This window comes from Colwellia sp. RE-S-Sl-9 (assembly GCF_048296855.1).
In the GTDB taxonomy this organism is placed as follows: domain Bacteria; phylum Pseudomonadota; class Gammaproteobacteria; order Enterobacterales; family Alteromonadaceae; genus Pseudocolwellia.
Window position 1 is genome coordinate 2,071,056 of sequence record NZ_CP182631.1, and the last position, 19,637, is coordinate 2,090,692.

At 36.8% G+C, this 19,637-nt stretch carries 18 protein-coding genes, 1 pseudogene and 1 riboswitch; of the genes and pseudogenes, 12 read left to right on the top strand and 7 right to left on the bottom strand.

Annotated features, from left to right (window positions below):
* The first annotated feature begins 75 nt into the window (after positions 1-75).
* On the top strand, positions 76-1,029 hold the full coding sequence (locus tag ACM9HF_RS08855) for a D-2-hydroxyacid dehydrogenase (protein ID WP_473617501.1): 954 nt from the start codon (positions 76-78) through the stop codon (positions 1,027-1,029).
* Positions 1,030-1,147: 118 nt separating this feature from the next.
* Complete coding sequence (locus ACM9HF_RS08860; RefSeq protein WP_473617504.1) at positions 1,148-3,547, top strand: Ig-like domain-containing protein; 2,400 nt, start codon at positions 1,148-1,150, stop codon at positions 3,545-3,547.
* Positions 3,548-3,628: 81 nt separating this feature from the next.
* Here the strand turns inward: ACM9HF_RS08860 and ACM9HF_RS08865 are convergent, their stop codons facing one another.
* Together ACM9HF_RS08865 and moeA are read right to left on the bottom strand one after the other, a co-directional pair.
* The gene (locus tag ACM9HF_RS08865; protein ID WP_473617508.1) at positions 3,629-5,173 is read right to left on the bottom strand and encodes an aminotransferase class V-fold PLP-dependent enzyme; all 1,545 of its coding nucleotides are present in this window, start codon (positions 5,171-5,173) and stop codon (positions 3,629-3,631) included.
* Between the two features lie 319 nt (positions 5,174-5,492).
* Entirely contained in the window at positions 5,493-6,749 is a 1,257-nt protein-coding gene (moeA, locus tag ACM9HF_RS08870) for a molybdopterin molybdotransferase MoeA (protein ID WP_473617512.1), read from the bottom strand.
* A gap of 349 nt (positions 6,750-7,098) precedes the next feature.
* A riboswitch (molybdenum cofactor riboswitch) is annotated at positions 7,099-7,245 on the top strand.
* Between moeA and moaA the strand changes: the two are divergent.
* The 10 genes and pseudogenes from moaA to ACM9HF_RS08920 all read left to right on the top strand — a co-directional run bounded on the left by moaA (position 7,232) and on the right by ACM9HF_RS08920 (position 14,113).
* Positions 7,232-8,202: pseudogene (gene moaA, locus ACM9HF_RS08875) on the top strand (GTP 3',8-cyclase MoaA). (Overlaps the previous riboswitch by 14 nt.)
* A 3-nt stretch (positions 8,203-8,205) precedes the next feature.
* Positions 8,206-8,922 (top strand): molybdenum cofactor guanylyltransferase, encoded by a 717-nt coding sequence (gene mobA, locus ACM9HF_RS08880; protein WP_473617516.1) that lies wholly within the window; start codon positions 8,206-8,208, stop codon positions 8,920-8,922.
* Between the two features lie 2 nt (positions 8,923-8,924).
* Entirely contained in the window at positions 8,925-9,467 is a 543-nt protein-coding gene (moaB, locus tag ACM9HF_RS08885) for a molybdenum cofactor biosynthesis protein B (protein WP_077341295.1), read from the top strand.
* Positions 9,467-10,003 (top strand): cyclic pyranopterin monophosphate synthase MoaC, encoded by a 537-nt coding sequence (gene moaC, locus ACM9HF_RS08890; protein ID WP_473617522.1) that lies wholly within the window; start codon positions 9,467-9,469, stop codon positions 10,001-10,003. The genes moaB and moaC overlap by 1 nt, the downstream gene beginning before the upstream one ends.
* The gene (locus tag ACM9HF_RS08895; protein ID WP_473617526.1) at positions 10,000-10,248 is read left to right on the top strand and encodes a MoaD/ThiS family protein; all 249 of its coding nucleotides are present in this window, start codon (positions 10,000-10,002) and stop codon (positions 10,246-10,248) included. The genes moaC and ACM9HF_RS08895 overlap by 4 nt, the downstream gene beginning before the upstream one ends.
* 4 nt (positions 10,249-10,252) lie before the next feature.
* The gene (gene moaE / locus ACM9HF_RS08900; protein ID WP_473617531.1) at positions 10,253-10,732 is read left to right on the top strand and encodes a molybdopterin synthase catalytic subunit MoaE; all 480 of its coding nucleotides are present in this window, start codon (positions 10,253-10,255) and stop codon (positions 10,730-10,732) included.
* A 1-nt stretch (position 10,733) separates the two neighbouring features.
* Positions 10,734-11,522 carry a molybdate ABC transporter substrate-binding protein gene (gene modA / locus ACM9HF_RS08905; RefSeq protein ID WP_473617535.1) on the top strand — a complete coding sequence of 263 codons (789 nt, stop codon included), beginning with the start codon at positions 10,734-10,736 and terminating at the stop codon, positions 11,520-11,522.
* On the top strand, positions 11,519-12,235 hold the full coding sequence (gene modB, locus ACM9HF_RS08910; RefSeq protein ID WP_473617539.1) for a molybdate ABC transporter permease subunit: 717 nt from the start codon (positions 11,519-11,521) through the stop codon (positions 12,233-12,235). Before modA ends, modB begins: the two co-directional genes overlap by 4 nt.
* Positions 12,235-13,365: a molybdenum ABC transporter ATP-binding protein gene (modC, locus tag ACM9HF_RS08915; protein WP_473617542.1), complete on the top strand. Its 1,131-nt coding sequence runs from the start codon at positions 12,235-12,237 to the stop codon at positions 13,363-13,365. The genes modB and modC overlap by 1 nt, the downstream gene beginning before the upstream one ends.
* A 1-nt stretch (position 13,366) precedes the next feature.
* Complete coding sequence (locus ACM9HF_RS08920) at positions 13,367-14,113, top strand: HesA/MoeB/ThiF family protein (protein ID WP_473617546.1); 747 nt, start codon at positions 13,367-13,369, stop codon at positions 14,111-14,113.
* Between the two features lie 81 nt (positions 14,114-14,194).
* Here ACM9HF_RS08920 and rmf read toward each other — a convergent pair whose 3' ends face one another.
* From rmf to cysN, 5 genes are all read right to left on the bottom strand, one after another.
* On the bottom strand, positions 14,195-14,368 hold the full coding sequence (rmf, locus tag ACM9HF_RS08925; RefSeq protein WP_076420222.1) for a ribosome modulation factor: 174 nt from the start codon (positions 14,366-14,368) through the stop codon (positions 14,195-14,197).
* 307 nt (positions 14,369-14,675) lie between these two features.
* A complete protein-coding gene (locus tag ACM9HF_RS08930; protein ID WP_473617552.1) occupies positions 14,676-15,635 on the bottom strand; it encodes a DHH family phosphoesterase in 960 nt (319 codons plus the stop codon).
* A 46-nt stretch (positions 15,636-15,681) separates the two neighbouring features.
* Positions 15,682-16,284 (bottom strand): adenylyl-sulfate kinase, encoded by a 603-nt coding sequence (cysC, locus tag ACM9HF_RS08935; RefSeq protein ID WP_077339442.1) that lies wholly within the window; start codon positions 16,282-16,284, stop codon positions 15,682-15,684.
* Positions 16,285-16,337: 53 nt separating this feature from the next.
* Positions 16,338-18,065 (bottom strand): SLC13 family permease, encoded by a 1,728-nt coding sequence (locus ACM9HF_RS08940; protein WP_473617557.1) that lies wholly within the window; start codon positions 18,063-18,065, stop codon positions 16,338-16,340.
* A 60-nt stretch (positions 18,066-18,125) separates the two neighbouring features.
* Positions 18,126-19,535 (bottom strand): sulfate adenylyltransferase subunit CysN, encoded by a 1,410-nt coding sequence (gene cysN, locus ACM9HF_RS08945; protein WP_473617561.1) that lies wholly within the window; start codon positions 19,533-19,535, stop codon positions 18,126-18,128.
* Positions 19,536-19,637: the final 102 nt, after the last annotated feature.

Here is a 19,637-nt window from a genome sequence, read left to right on the forward strand (position 1 = left end):
AATCCCTAAGTCTATTGAGAATATAACGGCGACTCCGTATGCTAATAATCAAATAACATACGGAATAGCCTTCAAATGTACGCAGTTTTTCTTGATAAAAAAACCTTCAACGCCTCTAGTTCAACAGTAAATATAAGCAAACAAGTCAATAAACTTGTTTGTTACGATACAACAGCAACAGAATATATTATTGAGCGGTGTATAAACGCAGATATTATCATTACCAATAAAGTTGTTTTATCTGAAAGTACTTTAGAGCAACTACCTCAACTTAAATTAATTTGCATCACAGCAACAGGAACAAACAATGTAGACTTAAAAGCCGCAGCTCGACTAAACATTGCTGTAACTAATGTTGCTGGTTATGCAAAGCAATCAGTTGCTCAATATGTATTTGCACAAATACTTGAGTACTATAATCAAACTACGCATCACCACCATAATGTAGAAAATGGTTTATGGTCTAAAAGCGATACCTTTTGTGTATTAGGGAATCCAATAACTGAAATAGCTAACAAAACATTAGGTATTATTGGTTATGGTGACTTAGGAGAGAGCGTTGAAAAAATAGCATTAGCGTTTGGTATGAACATCCTTATCGCTGAGCGTAATGATGCTAAACATATTAGAGAAAACAGACATTCTTTTGAATATGTATGTAAACATGCTGATATTATCAGCTTACATTGTCCACACGTTCCAAGTACTGAACACCTAATTAATACGCATTCGCTTACGCTAATGAAACCTTCTGCGATGTTAATTAATACAGCAAGAGGCGCTATAATAGACAACTCTGCCCTGCTTTATGCATTAAATAATAAAACGATTGCTTATGCAGTTTTAGATGTACTTGACTGTGAGCCTCCACCATCTAACCACATATTATTGAACAACCCTCCTGAAAATTTAAAAGTTACAGCACATATTGCTTGGGCAAGTAATGAAGCACAATCACGACTATTAGATTTAGTTGCACAAAACATAAAAGCCTTTATTAATAATAAACGAGTAAATCGTGTAGATTAGCCCTAACAAAAACCCGCTAATTTGTTAAAAGGTTCTTTATATTCATGGACTTTTAACGAAATGACTTTTATTCTTATTAATAAGCGAAATTATTGTATTCCATTAGGGTATTTCTAACATGAAAACACTTTTTACCTCTTTACTGTTACTCAGTTTATTTATTCTTACGGGGTGCAATGGTAGCTCTGGCGAAAATGAGGAAGTTGTTAGCGGCTCTGATGTCGTAGTTTCAAATCTAACACTTACCAGTTTAAATAAAGAACTTGAATCACAACAGAGCTTTGAAAGTAACTCATCTATCACACTGCAAGCAAAGGTATTAGATCAAAATGGTGACGCTGTTAGTGGTAAACGTGTCAATTTCACTGTTGATTTAGGAAGCCTATCGGTTCCTTCAAAACTAACCGACAGCTCTGGTATTGCAGAAGTTTCTATTTCAAATAACTTAGCAAGCTTAAGTGCAGGTACAGCATCTGCAACTATTGATGATTTATCCGCCAGTATTGATTATGAATATATAAGCAGCTCTTCAGAAGTTATTTCATCAGCCTCCTTAAGTGTTCAAATGCTAGTGAATGGAGCTTTAACCAATAGATTTAAAGCGGATGAAAGTGCTCAAGTTATAGCAACTCTTCTTGATGAAAATGGAGACCCTTTTAGTAATCAACTTATTAATATAAGTGCTGATGTTGGTGAATTAACCTCAACGACTGCATTAACAACCGTAAGTGGCAATGCCTCTTTCTCTATAACAGGAGGCACTTCTTTAGGTGCTGGTGTTATTACACTTTCTTTAGCCGATGATACGAGCGTTAATAGCCACTTAAATTATGAGATAGTTTCTGCAGACGCCACCATAGAAGATAATGTTCGCTTAGGTTATTTCAACGATAGTAATGAGTTTATTGAAGGCAAAATTAAATTATCTATCAGTGATAACACTATCAGTGCAGGTGGAACTTTAGGGGTTTCAGTTGTACTGGTAGATAGTCAAAACCAAAGGATTAATACTCCCACACCTATATCTTTTTCATCTAACTGTGTATCAAATGAAAATGCCGTTATCGATACTACCGTATTTAGTATTAAAGGCAGTGCCAGTGCCACATATGAGGATATTAAATGTGCCGGTATAAATGGTACTGAAGATGTAATTGTCGCTACAGTTACAACAAACGGTATAACAAGTACAGCTTCTGAAACTATCGACATTACAGGTGAACAACTTGGTTCTATTGAATTTTTATCTGCGTTGCCTAACTCTATTGTATTAAAAGGCAGTGGTGGTCAAGAAACCTCTATTTTAACTTTTGTCGTAAAAAGCGCTTTAGGTAATGTTGTTGCTCAACAAGAAGTTAATTTTACTTTAGATACAATCGTTGGTGGTATTAGCTTAGGTCGAGTGTCAGGTCTAACTAATAGCCAAGGGCAAATCACCACACAGGTATTATCTGGAACGGTTCCTACAACGGCGAGCGTTACAGCAAAAGCGACTAGAATTATTGATGGTGAAGAAGTATCAATTCAAACTCAATCAAAAGAATTAAGTATAAACACAGGGTTAGCAGAACAAAGTTCGATTACCATTGCTCCCAGCATTATCAATCCAGAAGCCAGCACTACAGGTGCGACATCACAAATTTCAGTTTGGCTAGCTGACAGCTTTAATAATCCTGTGCCTGATGGAACTCCTGCTAACTTTACAACTGAAGGTGGCACCATAGAAAGTCAATGTTTAACTGTAAATGGTACTTGTTCAGTTGAATGGCGTGCTACAGAGCCTTATTTAGATGATCATCGTTCAACTATTCTGGTTACTGCCGATGGACATGAAACGTTTTACGATACGAACGGTAATAACACCTTTGACGATGACGATGGTTTAGCTATAACTGATCCTAATGTATCTTCGGGGTTAGGTAGACGCGCACCTGAAGCTTCAGGCTTTATCGATATGTCTGAAGCATGGCGTGACGATAATGAAAACGGCGTTAAAGATGATAACGAAACCAAGTTTTTTGATGCCGATGGCGATGGGGATTTCTCTGATGCTGATGAAATGTTTAATGGTCCACAATGCGAAGGGAGTTTATGTAATTCAAGTGCCAAAATAGCTACCATCCGTAAAGCATTTGTTTTAATAATGTCTGATGCTAATAATCCCATTTATGAATTAACAGGCAACGGACAAACTTATGCGAGCAATAGCCAAGCTGATGTTCAAATAGAACCAATTGCTGATGGTGAATCACGCTCTTTTAACTTTAAATTTGCCGATAGTGCTATGCAAACACTACCTAAAGATAGTGTTATTTCAGTAGAGTTTACTGGTGGGACAATCAATGGTACTACAAACTACACAGTAGGTAACACTCGTAGTGCGGGATTTAAATCTATCGACTTTATCTTAAAAAATGAACTTGATGGTGAACCAGAACTAGCTACCTTATCAATTACTATTTCAACACCAGGAACGGGTAATAAAATATACTTTAGCCAATTAATTTCAATGCTTTAATATAGTTGATAAATTAACTTAATGAACACAAAAAAGGCGAATAATGATATTCGCCTTTACTTTATCTATTTATCTTTAAACTTACCTAAACATTTTCTTTAAAAAAGATCCCTTTTTATGTTCACTGGTTGTGCTTGCTAACGGTAAATTCATACACGGTTCAGGCAATGGTTCAAATGAAGATAAGGTTGGAAACTTCAAATCTTCATGCTTATATTCAAAGTCACCTAACGCTGGATTGAAACGATAGCCAATACTCCATTGATCAATATTTTGAGATACCTGATTAATGGCATTAATAATATAATCAACTTCTTCATCTAACATCGTTGGGTGAAAAGAAGCTCTAATCCAGCCGGGCTTTTCAGCATAATCACCTGAATCAATTTGTTGAGTAATTTTATCCGATGTATCATGATCAACATTTAATAAAATATGACCATAAGTTCCTGCACAAGAGCACCCACCTCGTGTTTGCACACCAAACTTATCATTTAATAATCTCACCACTAAATTGTAATGAGCATTAGGAATGTAAAAAGAAACAATAGCCAACCTATCTTTAATACTAGGTTCTAACATAACGACACGATCATTTTTGGCTAATGCATCCATCACCTTCTCAGTAATCTCAGTTTCACGCTTAGCTATATTTTCTACTCCCATAGCGTCTTTCAATTGAATCGCTAACGCTGTTTTTATACATTGTAAAAATCCGGGAGTGCCACCATCTTCACGTACTTCAATATTACTAAAAAAACTATGTGCGCCCCATGGATTTGTCCACGTAACCGTTCCACCACCGGGATGATCCGGTACTTTATTTTTGTACAGCTGTTTATTAAAAATTAAGACTCCAGAGCTACCCGGCCCGCCTAAAAATTTATGCGGTGAGAAAAAAATAGCATCTAAACATTGTTTAGAATTTGATGGGTGCATATCAATATCAACATAGGGAGCTGAAGCAGCAAAATCGACAAAACAAAAACCATTATATTCGTGCATTTTTTCTGCTAATTGATAATAAGGAGTTTTAATGCCAGTTACATTTGAACAAGCAGAGAACGAACCTATTTTTACTTTGCGTGCACTGTACTGCTGTAATAAAGCGTCTAAATGCTCAATAGAAGGTAAGCCGTTCTCATCAGGATTAACGATTTCAAGTGTTACATCACATTCATACCACGATGTTTGATTAGAATGATGTTCCATATGAGTAATAAAAATAACAGGCTTGTCTTGCTCATCAAAAGACACTTGGTTTTGCATTCTTTCAGGAATTCGTAACCCTAAAATACGTTGAAACTTATTTACTACATCGGTCATCCCCGCACCCGATGTAATTAAAATGTCGTTATCACAAGCATTTACATGTTTTTTAATAATGCCTTGAGCCTCATGATAAGCATGAGTCATGGCACTACCTGTTAAGTTGGTTTCAGTATGAGTGTTAGCAACATAAGGTCCTAAAGTATGGGTAATGTAATCTTCGATTGGTTGATACAAGCGTCCACTTGCCGTCCAATCTGCATAAATAATATCAAGATCAGTCCCATGGATACGATGAGATAACTCAGTTCCAATGACGTGCTTTCTAAAAGGTAAAAAATAATTTTCGAGTGACATGAGCGTACAACCATCAAATAAACATTATGTAAATTCTAACAAATAAGAGATTAACAGCAATTAAAAACCACGTAACCAACAAAACTCGCAATTTAAATCTAAAAATAAAAACAAATAACATTTTAAATTCTAATAAGACAGAATAAATATTAAATAATAAAAACGATATTCTATGAATTATCAATAACTGAAATAACGTTTCTAGAACAAGCTATTTAAGAGAGAAAGAGGAGGAAAAAATTAAGATATTCTAAAAAAGAAAGTGAATGAGAGATGGTATATACCATCTCACTAGTTAATGATAAATTAATACGGAACTTTAATGATTAATGATTGAATCAAACAACTGCACAGTAACAAGGTCGCCCGCTTGTAAGTTGCTCTGCTCTGCGGGTAAAACAATATAACAATTCGCTTTTGCTAAACTGGTTAATACACCAGAACCTTGATTACCCGTACTGGTAACTAGCATTTCACCTTTATTATTTGTGCTTAGAATACCTCTCTGAAAATCCATTCTACCAGGTGCTTTTCGAATATCCGTAAGCGTTTTTACTGTCAATTTTACAGGTGCCGCATTGATGCAATTTTGCATTTTAGCTAAAGCAGGAACCGCCAGCATATGCGCCGTTACCGTCGCTGATACAGGATTACCCGGTAAGCCAAAAAACACACTATTGGGTAATTTTCCAAAAGCAAAAGGCTTACCAGGCTTCATAGCTATTTTCCAAAAACTAATATCACCAAGTTCATCCAGTACCTCTTTTGTATAATCAGCATCACCTACTGACACACCACCAGAAGAAAAAATAGCGTCTGCCTCTTTATCGGCTTTTATAAATGCATCGGCAATAGCTGCTTTATCATCTTTAATAACACCTAATTTCAATACATTAATATTCATTTTTTCGAGCATTGCTGCAAGAGTAAAACTGTTACTCTCAAAAATATCGCCTTCGGTTAATGCTTCCCCCGGCAATTTAAGTTCATCACCTGTAGAAATAAGCGCAACCGTGAGTTTTCTAAATACAGTAACCGTTGGAACACCTAAAGACGCTAAAACACCAACATCGATAGCTGATAATTTTCTTCCTTTTTCAAACACCACCTGATCTTGCTTAATATCTTCGCCTGCATACCTAACATGACTGCCCGCTTTTTTTGGTTCTAAAAACTGAACCATTTGAACCTGTTTTTCTATATCATCAGCTACTAGGCAATTTTCTTGCATTTCAACGGTATCGCAACCTTTAGGCATTTTTGCCCCTGTCATAATACGAATGCATTCCCCTGTTAAACATTCACCTTGAAAAGGTTCGCCAGCCATAGAACGCCCAGCAAGCTTTAATTTGTCTGATGTTTCTAAGCTACTATGAGCAAAAGCATATCCATCCATCGCTGAATTATGGTGAGGCGGAACATTTAACGGACTCGTTATAGGTTGTGAAACAACTCGACCCACAGCCTCTTCAATTAAAACCTGTTCTGTTTCCTGTACTGATGAAACATTAGCTAACATATTTGTTAAGGCTTGTTCAAAAGGCAATAAGCCTGGCGCTGAGCAACAATCAACCATAGTATTTATTCTCTTTTAAGTTTCTTATTTTATTGAAAACACATGCAATTTTATTTAGATAAAATCTGTCTACTCTATAACGCTAATACTATCAGGTGTTAAACATATAGCGACTTGATGTGAATCAATATTTAGTTTTGAAATTGTATTACTATGGTAAACCAAAATTAAGGTATAGTAACTGGGCTGTTGACCTTTCAAATATGTTTTTTTGCAACAATAAATTTGATTTTTAGATAAAGCATAGTTATTGATATGTAGTTATTCACCACGCAATCGCTATAACCTAATATAAATATCAAACGTATACTGCCAATATGATTAACATTTGAAAGGTCAAAGCCTCAAAAAAATTATTATTCGCCGAGCTATTGTAGCTACCCCAGCCTATTTGATTGGAATGTTACCTTAGCCGTGGTTATTCAACTAACCGCCAGGGTTTGCATGGAAACGTGTATGCCTCCCGACATTGGAAAGGTGAGATGTTAACAGACAACTTTGGTCGCAAGTTTTATTACTTGCGCCTATCAATTACCGACGTGTGTAACTTTAGTTGCAACTATTGTTTGCCTGATGGTTATCAATGCGATCAGCCGCGCGATTTTTTATCGCTGCCTGAAATAAAACGCATTGCTAAAGGTTTTGCGCAATTAGGCACTGAAAAAATACGAGTTACGGGGGGGAGCCCTCACTCCGTAAAGACTTGCCCGATATCATTGCTGCTTGTAAAGAAACAGAAGGTATTAAGCAAGTTGCCATAACAACCAATGGATATAAGCTCCCTGAACATTTACCTAGTTGGTTAGATGCGGGGATTGATGCGATTAATATTAGTATTGATAGCTTAGACCCTAGACAATTTCATAGCATTACAGGTCACGATAAATTACCTCATATACTGAAAGGTATTGATATGGCCTTGGCAAGTGGCCAACCTACGGTAAAAGTAAATACCGTACTTATGCGTGAATACAATGGCTACGACATTCAAACGTTTTTAGATTGGCTTAAAGATACGCCCATTACATTACGCTTTATTGAGCTAATGCAAACAGGTGATAACAAAACGTTTTTTGATGCGCAACATGTACAAGGTTCACGTATTCGTCAAAATTTAATTTTAGACGGATGGTTACCTGCCATTAGAGATAGATCATCTGGCCCTGCTCAAGAATTTTATCATCCTGATTATGCCGGCCGTATTGGTTTGATCATGCCTTACAGCAAAGATTTTTGTTCAACCTGTAATCGATTAAGAGTGAGCTCTCACGGTAAGTTACATTTATGTTTATTTACTGAAGAAGGTTTATCACTAAAAGACCATATTCAACATGATGATGTAGAGCCATTAAAGCAACATATTATTGAAATGATGGGAGACAAAAAAGCCACTCACTTCTTACATGAAAAGCTAACAGGTGCTACCACTAATTTAGCTATGCTAGGCGGCTAGTTTATGATCATAGTACCCAACACTAAAAACAACCAACCTAAACCAAAAAACCAATGCTTAGGTGTAGTATTAGCAGGTGGTTTGTCTTCTCGTATGGGAGTAGACAAAGCGAGCTTACTTCGAAATGAAGTGAGCATGCTAAGTTATAGTAAGCAGTTACTTACTGAAATAGGCTTAAATAACATAGTCATTAGCGGTGAACCTTCATGTGCAACAGCTCAAGATGTGATTATTGCAGATAAATATGCAGAGATGGGACCGATAGGAGGCATTGCCAGTGTTATTGAAAAACATCAACCTAGTGCTCTCTTTATTCTCCCTGTCGATTTACCTTTAATCACGGCAGACGCATTACAAAAGTTAAAACAAATTGGTGAGTTAAGCCAACAAGCTTGTTTTTATAACGACAATTATTTACCTCTGTATTTGCCGGTAAATGCACATACAGAAAACTTCTTGAAGAGTGCATTCAGTCAACAAGCTAATTCACTAGATAAAAGTAAAACGTCTACAGCTAAAAGTGGCCCTTCTATCCGTGCTTTACTTAAACAAGTGCCGCATAAAGCTATTGCTATTGAAACACCCTCAAGTTTATTAAATACCAATACACCTGAAGAATGGGCTACAGCACAAAAAAGTTTTACTCAGCTAAGCTTGTCTCAGCAAAAAAATACACATGTAAAATATTCAAAAAACAACTTATTAAATTCTAGGAAATAACTATGTCTAAGCATGAAAAAAGTGCCTTTATTCCTTTATCTATTGCTGTGTTAACGGTTTCAGATACACGTGATGAATCTACCGACACCTCGGGCCAAACGTTGGTTGAACGAGTGACATCAGCAGGACATAACCTTGCCGCTAAAAAAATCGTAAAAGACGATGTATACCAATTGCGTTCAGTGGTATCTCAGTGGATAGCAGACGATAGCATTCACGCTATTATTACTACAGGCGGCACAGGCTTTACCGAACGAGATAATACACCTGAAGCTTTATTACCTTTATTTGATAAAAACGTTGAAGGCTTTGGCGAAATATTTCGTGCTATTTCACTCACTGAAATTGGCACATCAACCATTCAGTCACGCGCCTTTGGTGGCATAGCCAATAAAACCGTTATTTTATGTGTACCGGGTTCAACCAATGCGTGTAAAACAGCGTGGGACAAATTAATTGCGGAGCAACTTGATGCAAGCCATCGTCCTTGTAATTTTGTACCTCATTTAAACATATCAGCAGAACAATGTGAGACTCGCCAGTAATGACAGATAACCCTTCACAATCAGTATCGCTAAGCCATATTAATCAAAAAGGCGAAGCTAACATGGTAGACGTTACCGAAAAAGCGCTTACCTCTCGCACCGCAACGGCTCAAGGCAGAATAACCATGTCGGCGGCTACGTTAACTTTGATCACTCAAGGCGAAAATAAAAAAGGTGATGTTTTTTCAGTTGCTCGTATTGCTGGTATTCAAGCCGCTAAAAAATGCAGTGACTTAATTCCTTTGTGTCACCCTCTTATGCTGACAAAAGTTAAAGTCGACTTTGATATTGATGAACAAAACAACCAAGTCATCGTTAATAGCCTGTGCCGTTTAACAGGCCAAACGGGCGTTGAAATAGAAGCATTAACCGCTGTTTCAGTGGCTTGCTTAACCTTATTTGATATGTGTAAAGCTGCCGATCCTTTTATGGAAATTCACGGCATTAAAGTATTAACAAAAGAAGGTGGAAAATCAGGAAGTTGGGAAGCTAAAGCCGAAATAGCGAATCAAACAGCTAAACAGGATAACTTATGATCAAAGTCAGCTTTTTTGCCGCATTAAGAGAACAACTCAATTGCAATGAAACACAGCTTAACGTATCTGAACCTATTACAGTAGAACAAGCAAGAGTGTTATTGGTTGAGTCGCACCCCGAATGGGAACAACATCTAAAAAACAACTCGCTTTTAACAGCAGTAAACCACGACCTTGTGGATGATAATTTTATTGTAAAGCCAAATGACGAGTTAGCATTTTTCCCACCCGTTACTGGCGGTTAAGTCTATGTTAAAAACTAATACAAACATCCACTTAAATGATCGTATTGTTATTCAAACTCAAGATTTCAGCCTAAGTGAAGAAGTTAACTTATTAGAAGAAAACAATAACGAAGACGGTGCCGTGGTTACCTTCTGTGGTCGTGTAAGAAATAACAATTTAGGATTAGATGTAAAAGGATTGACCCTTGAGCATTACCCTGGAATGACAGAAAAATCATTACAGAAAATTGTACTTACCGCCCGCAAAAAATGGGAGCTAGGCCGAGTAACCGTTATCCATCGTGTGGGTAAACTATTCATTGGCGAACAAATTGTATTTGTTGGGGTTACCAGTAAACATCGCGGTAATGCCTTTGCTGCAAACGAATTTATTATGGATTTCCTCAAAGTAAAAGCTCCTTTTTGGAAAAAAGAACTCACCTCAGAAGGTGAAAAATGGTTAGACGCAAAGTCGTCAGACACCAATAAAGCACAAGAGTGGTAACATGAGTAAGTGGCTACGTACCTTATATAAAAGCACTCTATGTATGAGTATTTTTATTTGTTTTTTCACAGCAACAACAAGCTACGCTAAAAGCAAACCGCTACGAGTTGCCGTATCATCAAACTTTGCTCCGGTATTAACTCAACTTGCCCCAGCTATTTTTAATGAAACTAATATAACGATCGACATAATCAGTGGTTCTTCAGGTACTCTTTACCAGCAAATAATTCATGGGGCGCCTTACGACATGTTTTTATCTGCTGATGACATTCACCCACAGAGATTAGCGTCTGAATCGTTTATTGTAAAAAATAGCCTGCAAACTTATGCCGTAGGCCAACTCGCATTTTGGTCTGCCGATAAAAGCTTTAACCCTCAGCAAAGCCTCCCTAATTTATTGAATGAATATCTTATTAATTCATCAAAAATAGCAATAGCTAATCCTAATACGGCACCTTACGGGCAGCGTGCTTTAGAAACCTTAAACTCATTAGACTTATGGGAAAAATTTAAAGATAAAACCATTACTGGCATTAACGTCAATCAAACGTTTCAACAAATTAGAAGCCACGCTGTAACTGCTGGATTTATTGCATTAAGCCAATTAAAACTGAATAACTTACACGGAATTGTTGTACCTGAAGACCTTTATTCTCCTATAAAACAACAACTGGTTATTTTAAAAAATAGTAAAAAAATAGCAGATGCTAAAAAATTAGCGCTATTTATTCAAACACCGGCTATTCAAAAAATCATTGCGAGTTACGGTTACAAAGCAGCAAGCTTATGATAGAAAATTCTTTATTCGAAAATAGCGATTTAATCGCTTTATTCACCACATTAAAAATGGCCTTTGTCACCACGATTATACTCATGGTAATAGGTACACCATTAGCGTGGTATTTAGCAAAAATGAAGAGCCGCTATAAAATTGCCATTGAAGCCATTATTGCCTTACCTATTGTACTACCGCCTACCGTATTAGGCTTTTATTTACTTATTGCCTTTTCGCCACAACATTTACCTGGGCAGCTTTGGCAAAGTATTACAGGCCAACAACTTGCTTTTAGTTTTAGTGCTATTGTTATAGGTTCTATTTTTTATTCATTACCTTTTGTTGTTCAGCCCTTACAAAAAGCCTTTGAACAGTTAGGCGACGATGTTCTTGAAGCAGGTGCTATGCTAGGAGCTAATGCGCTCGATAGATTTTTTACACTTGTACTACCTATCACTAAAGCCAGCTTTATTACCGCAGCCAGTTTAGGTTTTGCTCATACAGTCGGTGAATTTGGTATTGTGCTTATGATAGGTGGCAACATATCAGGTGAAACTAAAGTGCTCTCTATTGCCTTATTTGAACATGTTGAAGCCTTTAATTACGCTAAAGCCCATTTACTTGCCGGTAGTTTACTTATAGGTTCTTTCGTTGTGCTGGGGCTTATTTATTTATTAAATTATTCTAAGCCCACTACGGTACATACTAAAAACGAAGTAAATAACTAATGAATAATATATTGAAGGAGCTTAGCTTCAATTTTAATAGCCAGTTTGATGGTTTTGCTCTATCGGTAAAGCAAACACTTCCAACGAAAGGTATTACAGGTATTTTTGGCCATTCAGGTTCAGGTAAGTCTACCCTGCTTCGGCTTATATCTGGTTTAGAAAATTCAACAACAGGTCAACTATCCTTAAATGGGAACGTTTTATTCGACTCAGATCATAAATTAAATATCAAGCCCGAAAAAAGACGCATAGGTTTAGTATTTCAAGACTCTCGTTTATTTCCGCATTTAAATGTACAACAAAACTTAGCATATGCGCATAAACGTTGTTTGCATAAGCAACTCAACATCGATGATATTATTGATTTAACACAGCTAACACCTTTACTTCACAAAAAGGTTACCTTGTTATCTGGTGGTGAGAAACAAAGAGTTGCAATAGCAAGAGCCGTATTGTCAGAACCCGAGTTGTTATTATTAGATGAGCCATTAAGCGCGTTAGACAATCAAAATAAAGCCTTGATGATCACCCTATTACTCAATGTTCAACGTACTTTAAATATTCCTATGTTATACGTAAGTCATAGCTTAGCTGAATTACAACAAATTGCAGATAACTTACTTGTGATGAAACAAGGTAACATTCAACACTTCGGGCCAATTCACCAAATTATTCATACTTTAAATAACACTAAAGAAACGCTACAACAAACCAGCTTATCGTTAATAGTGAAAGAGCATTTACCTGAATACGGCTTAACGTCTTTACAGCTAACAACCGATATCGTTATATATTTACCATTACAATCTAACACTACCAGTACTAACGCTGTTAATGATAAAACCTTAACGCCGAAAAAAACACGCTGTTATATAGCCGCTAGCGATATTAGTATTAGCCGACACGAAGCAACAGACTCTTCAATTGTTAATCATTTTCAAGCTAAAATATTGAATATACAACCACAAAATAACACCGTATTAATTACCTTAACTTGCGCAGAGCAAGTATTTTATTCTTCTATTAGTTTATGGTCTGCAGAACGTTTATCGCTAAGCCTGCATGATCTCGTTTATATTCAATTTAAAGCCAGTGCAGTGCACAGCTTAGCGGATATTGGAGAGCTTTAACGTGCTTACTCAAAAAGAACAACTCAGGTATAGCCGGCAAATCATGCTAAAAAACATAGGGGAAGAAGGCCAAATAGCCCTTCGCAATGCCAATGTGATGATTGTGGGTATGGGAGGCTTAGGCAATCCTGTTTCTCTTTATTTAGCCGCGGCAGGCATTGGCACATTATTTATAGCCGATGGCGATACGGTTGATATTACCAACCTACAAAGACAAATATTATTTACCGAAAACGATATTGATCAAAACAAAGCTGATACCGCCGCTGAAAAACTTCAGCAGCATAACAGCGATGTAACAATTGAAGTGATTGATGAAATGCTGGATAACGAATTATGCGACTATTATGTTCCTAAAATGGATGTAGTGATTGATTGTAGCGACAACATTCAAACACGCTATTTGGTTAATCAATATTGCGTTACTCATAAAGTCCCTTTAATTGTAGGTGCTGCCACTGGGTTTGATGGCCAACAACTCGTTGTAGATCCTCGTAATGACGAAAGCGCTTGTTATCAGTGCTTATTTCCAGAAAGTAAAAAAGCACCTGAAAACAACTGCCAAACTATAGGTATTGTTGGGCCAGTATTAGCTATTGTGGCCGGTATGCAATCATTACAAGCTATAAAGTTACTGACAGGCAATACAATACACATTAATCAGCTAAATTTGTTTGATGGTTTATCGAACCAATGGCAACAATTTAAAATAAAAAAACAAAGCAATTGTAAAGTCTGTGGTAACTAAACAAGAAAAAGCCCTTAGCTTAATGTAATAAGTTAAGGGCTTAATTCGTTTTAAAATTAATGTTTTGTTACGACAAGTTAGTTATTTAAATAATCCAGTGCTTCTATCGGAAACCGCTTCTCTCCATCCTCCTAACCATTCCGATCTAGCGTTGATACTCTGGTAAGGACATTTTTCCTTTGCTTTGCCATTAAGGCCTGCTTGATAACCGTTAGCATGTGCTCTTCCTAAACGATCCCTTTTTTGTCTTCTCATGAACTACACCTCTTAACCATTTGATAATAAAAATAAAATAATATATCTAGCGGTCGAAACTTAACTTCAGTCGACAATTAATTCTCGACCAAACCTAGTTAGAATGCAAGAGGATAAAGGTTACAAATGGGCGCAAAAAATGCTTAAAACAAGAATAAAAAACGGCTCAAAAAAACTAAAAATGACTTTTATATTACAAAACAGCTTCTTAATAAAAGTGTAATATTCCAATAGGCAATAATAATAAAATTAATATAAACATTTGGTTTATAAAAACTCATTTTTCAATTAAAAAATCGCACACAAATTAACTTGTATAATAACTATCTAGTGTATTAATAAATGTTGCGAGCATATCTTGCGGTAAATTATTAATACCTGCTGCACCTGCTCTACCACCACCGGTTGGAAACTGAATGCATACTTCATCAGCACCTTGCTTGTTATTTAAAGGGGCTCTAACACTTACGGTATAAGTATTATCTGCGTTCAATGTAATAACAGCATGGGCTTTATTTGGCGACTGGTTAGCTAAGTCATTACCAAAAACACCACTAACACGCCTAGCCCAAGGTTCATCGTCTAACTGAACCACTTTACTTATGTCGCTATCAGCCAGTACCTTCGCAGTTAAGGCTTTTTGCATATCGGCTTGATAGGCTTTTTCTAATTGGTGGAATATAGAACCTTCTTCCTTAATTAACGTAAGAGGATCAGGGTAAGCTAACAAGGCTTTATAAAGATCCGCTGGATGAAAATGTAAATCATCAACATCACGCCCATAGCCGTTGTAGTTAATGTAAATACCAAGGGCTTTTAGCTGTTCTTGCTGGCCTTTAGATAAACCGACACTTTCAGCTAATGTAATAGCCGATTGAGTCATGTTATCGCCAAAAGCAGCAGCAACAGCCCAATTCACGTATGCGCCTTTTAAATAGTCATTAACAAGTAAACTGGTGCAAGTATTCGCATCGGTATTAATTAAGGTAGTTAAATGTTCTGAACGAGGAATATCGCCAGCACGATGATGATCAATATAAAACACTTCCGTATTATTTTCTAAATGTAACTTAAGCGCTTCAACGTTCTTTTCAAGAGAAATATCAAGCACGGTAATAGAATCAGCAGCGGTAACATCAACTTGTTTTAATAAGCTAATATCGCGTTTAACACCTGTTATTAACGTGGATTCTTTCGGCTGGGCTAATCGTAATTGAACCAGTGCAATAATGCCGTCTGCGTCACCATTAAATACATCAAAATGCATGAATTTTCTTCCTCTTTCTACCAAGCTTTTATTTAAGCAAACAAGCTTACTGAATAAATTGATTATCAATTAAATGTTGCACGATTTGCTCAGCACATTCTTTAATTGATTTTTCATCAGTTTTCACATGAATTTCTGGAGCACTTGGCACATCGTAAGTTGAATCTATTCCCGTAAAGTCTTTAATTTCACCTGCGCGGGCTTTTTTATATAAGCCTTTAGGATCACGCTGTTCACACACGGCAATAGGCGTATCAATATAAACTTCCATAAACTCACCTTGCTCAAGCATCTCACGCGCCATCGTTCTATCAGCAGCAAAGGGTGAAATAAAAGCAGTTGAAACAATTAAACCCGAATCAACAAACAGTTTAGCGACTTGGCTAATACGGCGAATATTTTCAACACGGTCTTCATCACTAAAACCTAAATCACCATTTAAACCATGACGAACATTATCACCATCAAGTAAATAACTGTGGCATCCTCGCTCAAATAATAAGGCATCAACGGCATTAGCAACGGTAGACTTACCAGAACCACTTAAGCCTGTGTACCATAGTAAGCATGGTTTTTGATTTTTTTGCGCTGAACGCTGCTCTTTAGTGATATTTTGTTCGTGCCAAACGGTATTTTCTGTTTTCATCATTCTTCTCTATATTCTATGTAGATATTTAGTCTAATCATTGCGCTTAAGTCGCTTTAAAAAGGAAATACCCAAGGTAACATGGCTAATACAACCACACTATATGTAATAGAAACGGGTAAACCAAATTTTACAAAATCAGTTAATGTATATTCACCTGCGTTGTACACCATAATATTGGTTTGATAGCCATATGGACTCATAAAACTGCCGCTTGCCGCAAAAGCTACTGCCATAACAAAAGGTAACGGACTTACACCTAACCCGACACTCATGCTGTAAGCAATAGGAAACACTAAAGCAGCTGCCGCAGTATTGGTAATAATTTCGGTTAATAACAAGGTGATAATAAAAACTAAAATCAGTGCGACATAATGGCTTTGACCTTGTAACAAGCCTTCTATGCCATTGGCTAATAGACTAATAACACCACTATTTTCTAACGACTTCGCCAAAGTTAACGCGCCAAGTACTATCATCCATATTTCTAATGGGAAGCGACGTTTTATTTCGTTTACTGTTAAACAGCCCGTGAAAATAAGTAAGGCAATATAAAAAATCAAACACGTTACTAACGATACAGGCGTAAGTGCTGATGCTGCTATTGTAACTAAAAAACCACCAACCGTTAAAGAATCACGCCAGCCACTCAACATATTTTCTGGTTGATGGCCTGACAAAATATAAAAGTTTTTTGATAAGTTGGTGCGAGAACTAAAGTCGCTACCTACGGCTAAAATTAGAAAGTCGCCCGATTGAAGAGTAATTTCACCTAGCTTACCTGATAAGGTAGAGCCTTCTCTTCTTATCGCCACAACAGCAGCGTCGAATCGTGCTCTAAAGCCTGCGCTTTTTAATGTTTTACCTATTACGGCTGAATCAGGTTTTATTAAAACTTCGGTTAAGTTTTCACGTAGTAAACCATCTTGTTCTGCAAATAGCGTTAAGCCGTCAAACTGCTGAAGAGTTAATACTTTAGATATATCACCACTAAAAATAAGCTTATCTTTGGCTTGCACCACTTCATCAGGACTTACAGGAGAAAGTAATCGTCCATTACGTACTAGCTCAACTAAAAATAACGAGTCTAAATTTCTTAAACCATTTTCTTCAATGCTTTTTCCTACCAGTTTTGATTCTAAGCTAACTCTGGCTTCAACTAAGTATTCGTTGGTTGAAAGCTCTTGCAGCTCCATATCAGGTAAAGTATTAATACGTAAAAAAATCACCAGTAAACATACAGATAAGGCACACACACCAATAATAGTAAAATCGAAAAAACCTAAACTCTCATGACCTTGATCAATCAACATACTGTTTACGATCAAGTTAGTAGATGTTCCTACTAAAGTTAATGTGCCACCTAAAATTGCAGCAAAAGATAAAGGAATTAACAACTTACCGGGGTTAACCACTTTGTTATTTTTAATAGTGGAAATAAGCGAAGCAACAACAGCCGTATTACTCATTAATGCTGACGATAACGCCGTACCAATTAAGGTTTTAACTGAAGAAGCAAATGGAGAACCACTGATCATAGAAGTCGATAAGCGGCGTAATACACTGGTTCGTTCGAAGGTAAAAGAACATAAAACCAATAAAATGAGAGTGACTAACCCCGGATTAACCGCATTAGCAAGAATGTCTTCATAAGAAACAAAAGATACACCTAAACACACCAGCATAGTTGCAGAGAATACGCGTTCAGGTACATGTTGAAACTTTACTAGGCCGGCAAAGGTTGCTATAAAAATAGCAACCATTAACCATTGAGATACGTCCATTAAAAAGAGCCTTTGGTGTATAAATTATAATAATTCATAGAGTCTAGCTCTTTAAAAGGGCTATTTAGATTTTAAAATATCTCGAGCACCCCAATGAGGGAAGTGTTTACGAACCAATGTATTAAATTCGATTTCGAACTCTGAATAGGTTTTTGCATCTTTAGCATCAATCGCATGATTAATCATACCCGCACCTACCGTGATATTACTTAAACGGTCGATAATAATAAATGCGCCAGATGTCTTGTTGTCGTTGTAAGCATCAAAATGTAACGCTTCTTCCAACTCAAAGTTTACTGAACCAATTTCGTTTAATGCCAGTTGGTCAACATCAATTTTTTTCATGTTGTTTACATCGATACGATGTTCAACATTAATCGCATGCCCTGCTGTCATTTTACTACCATGTTTAATGTAGTAATCACGACCCGGTTCAAGCTCGTCTTCATGCATCCATACCACTGTGGTATTAATTTCTTTAGACGTGATCGGTAAGTTATCTTTCTTAACAATTAACTCACCACGGCTGATATCAATTTCAGTGTCTAATGTTAGTGTAACCGCCATGCCTTTATCAGCACGCTCAATTTCACCTTCAAAAGTAACAATAGACTTAACGGTACTTTCTTTACCTGATGGTAAGGTAACAATTGAATCACCAACACGTACATGTCCTGATGCCACCGTCCCCGCAAAACCACGGAAGTCTAAGTTAGGACGGTTTACATATTGCACTTGAAATCTGAACTGAGTAAAGCTTTCATCACCATCAACTTTAATGGTATTTAATAGCTTCATCATAGTAGCGCCTGGGTACCAAGGCATGTTTACACTTTCGTCTACTACGTTGTCGCCGTTTAACGCTGAAATAGGGACAAAACGAACATCTTCAAACGCTAAATCGTCAGCAAATTCACGATATTCTTTTTTGATTTCTTGGTAACGGTCTTGGCTATAATCAACCAAATCCATTTTGTTCACAGCAATTAATACATGCTTAATACCTAATAATGAACAAATAAATGAATGGCGACGTGTTTGTACTTGTACACCATGACGCGCATCAATCAATATAATCGCTAAATCACATGTTGAAGCACCCGTTGCCATGTTACGTGTATATTGCTCATGGCCCGGAGTATCTGCAATAATAAACTTACGCTTATCTGTAGCAAAATAACGGTAAGCAACATCAATAGTAATACCTTGTTCGCGCTCTGATTGCAGACCGTCAACTAATAAAGCTAAATCAACAGCTTCGCCGGTAGTACCTGACTTTTTGCTGTCTTTTTCGATGGCAGCTAATTGATCTTCAAAGATCATTTTTGAATCGTGTAGTAAACGACCAATTAAAGTACTTTTACCATCATCAACGCTACCACATGTAAAGAAACGCACCATTTCTTTGTTTTCATGCTGTTTTAAATAAGCTTCAATATCTGTTTCAAGTAAGCCTGTGTTTGGACTCATGATTGTTCCTTTCGAAATATATGTGACGCGCTTATGCTGTCACCTAATTTACGTTTAATTTTTACTGTATTGCTAGGTGTTCTAGGCAATACGAATAATGTT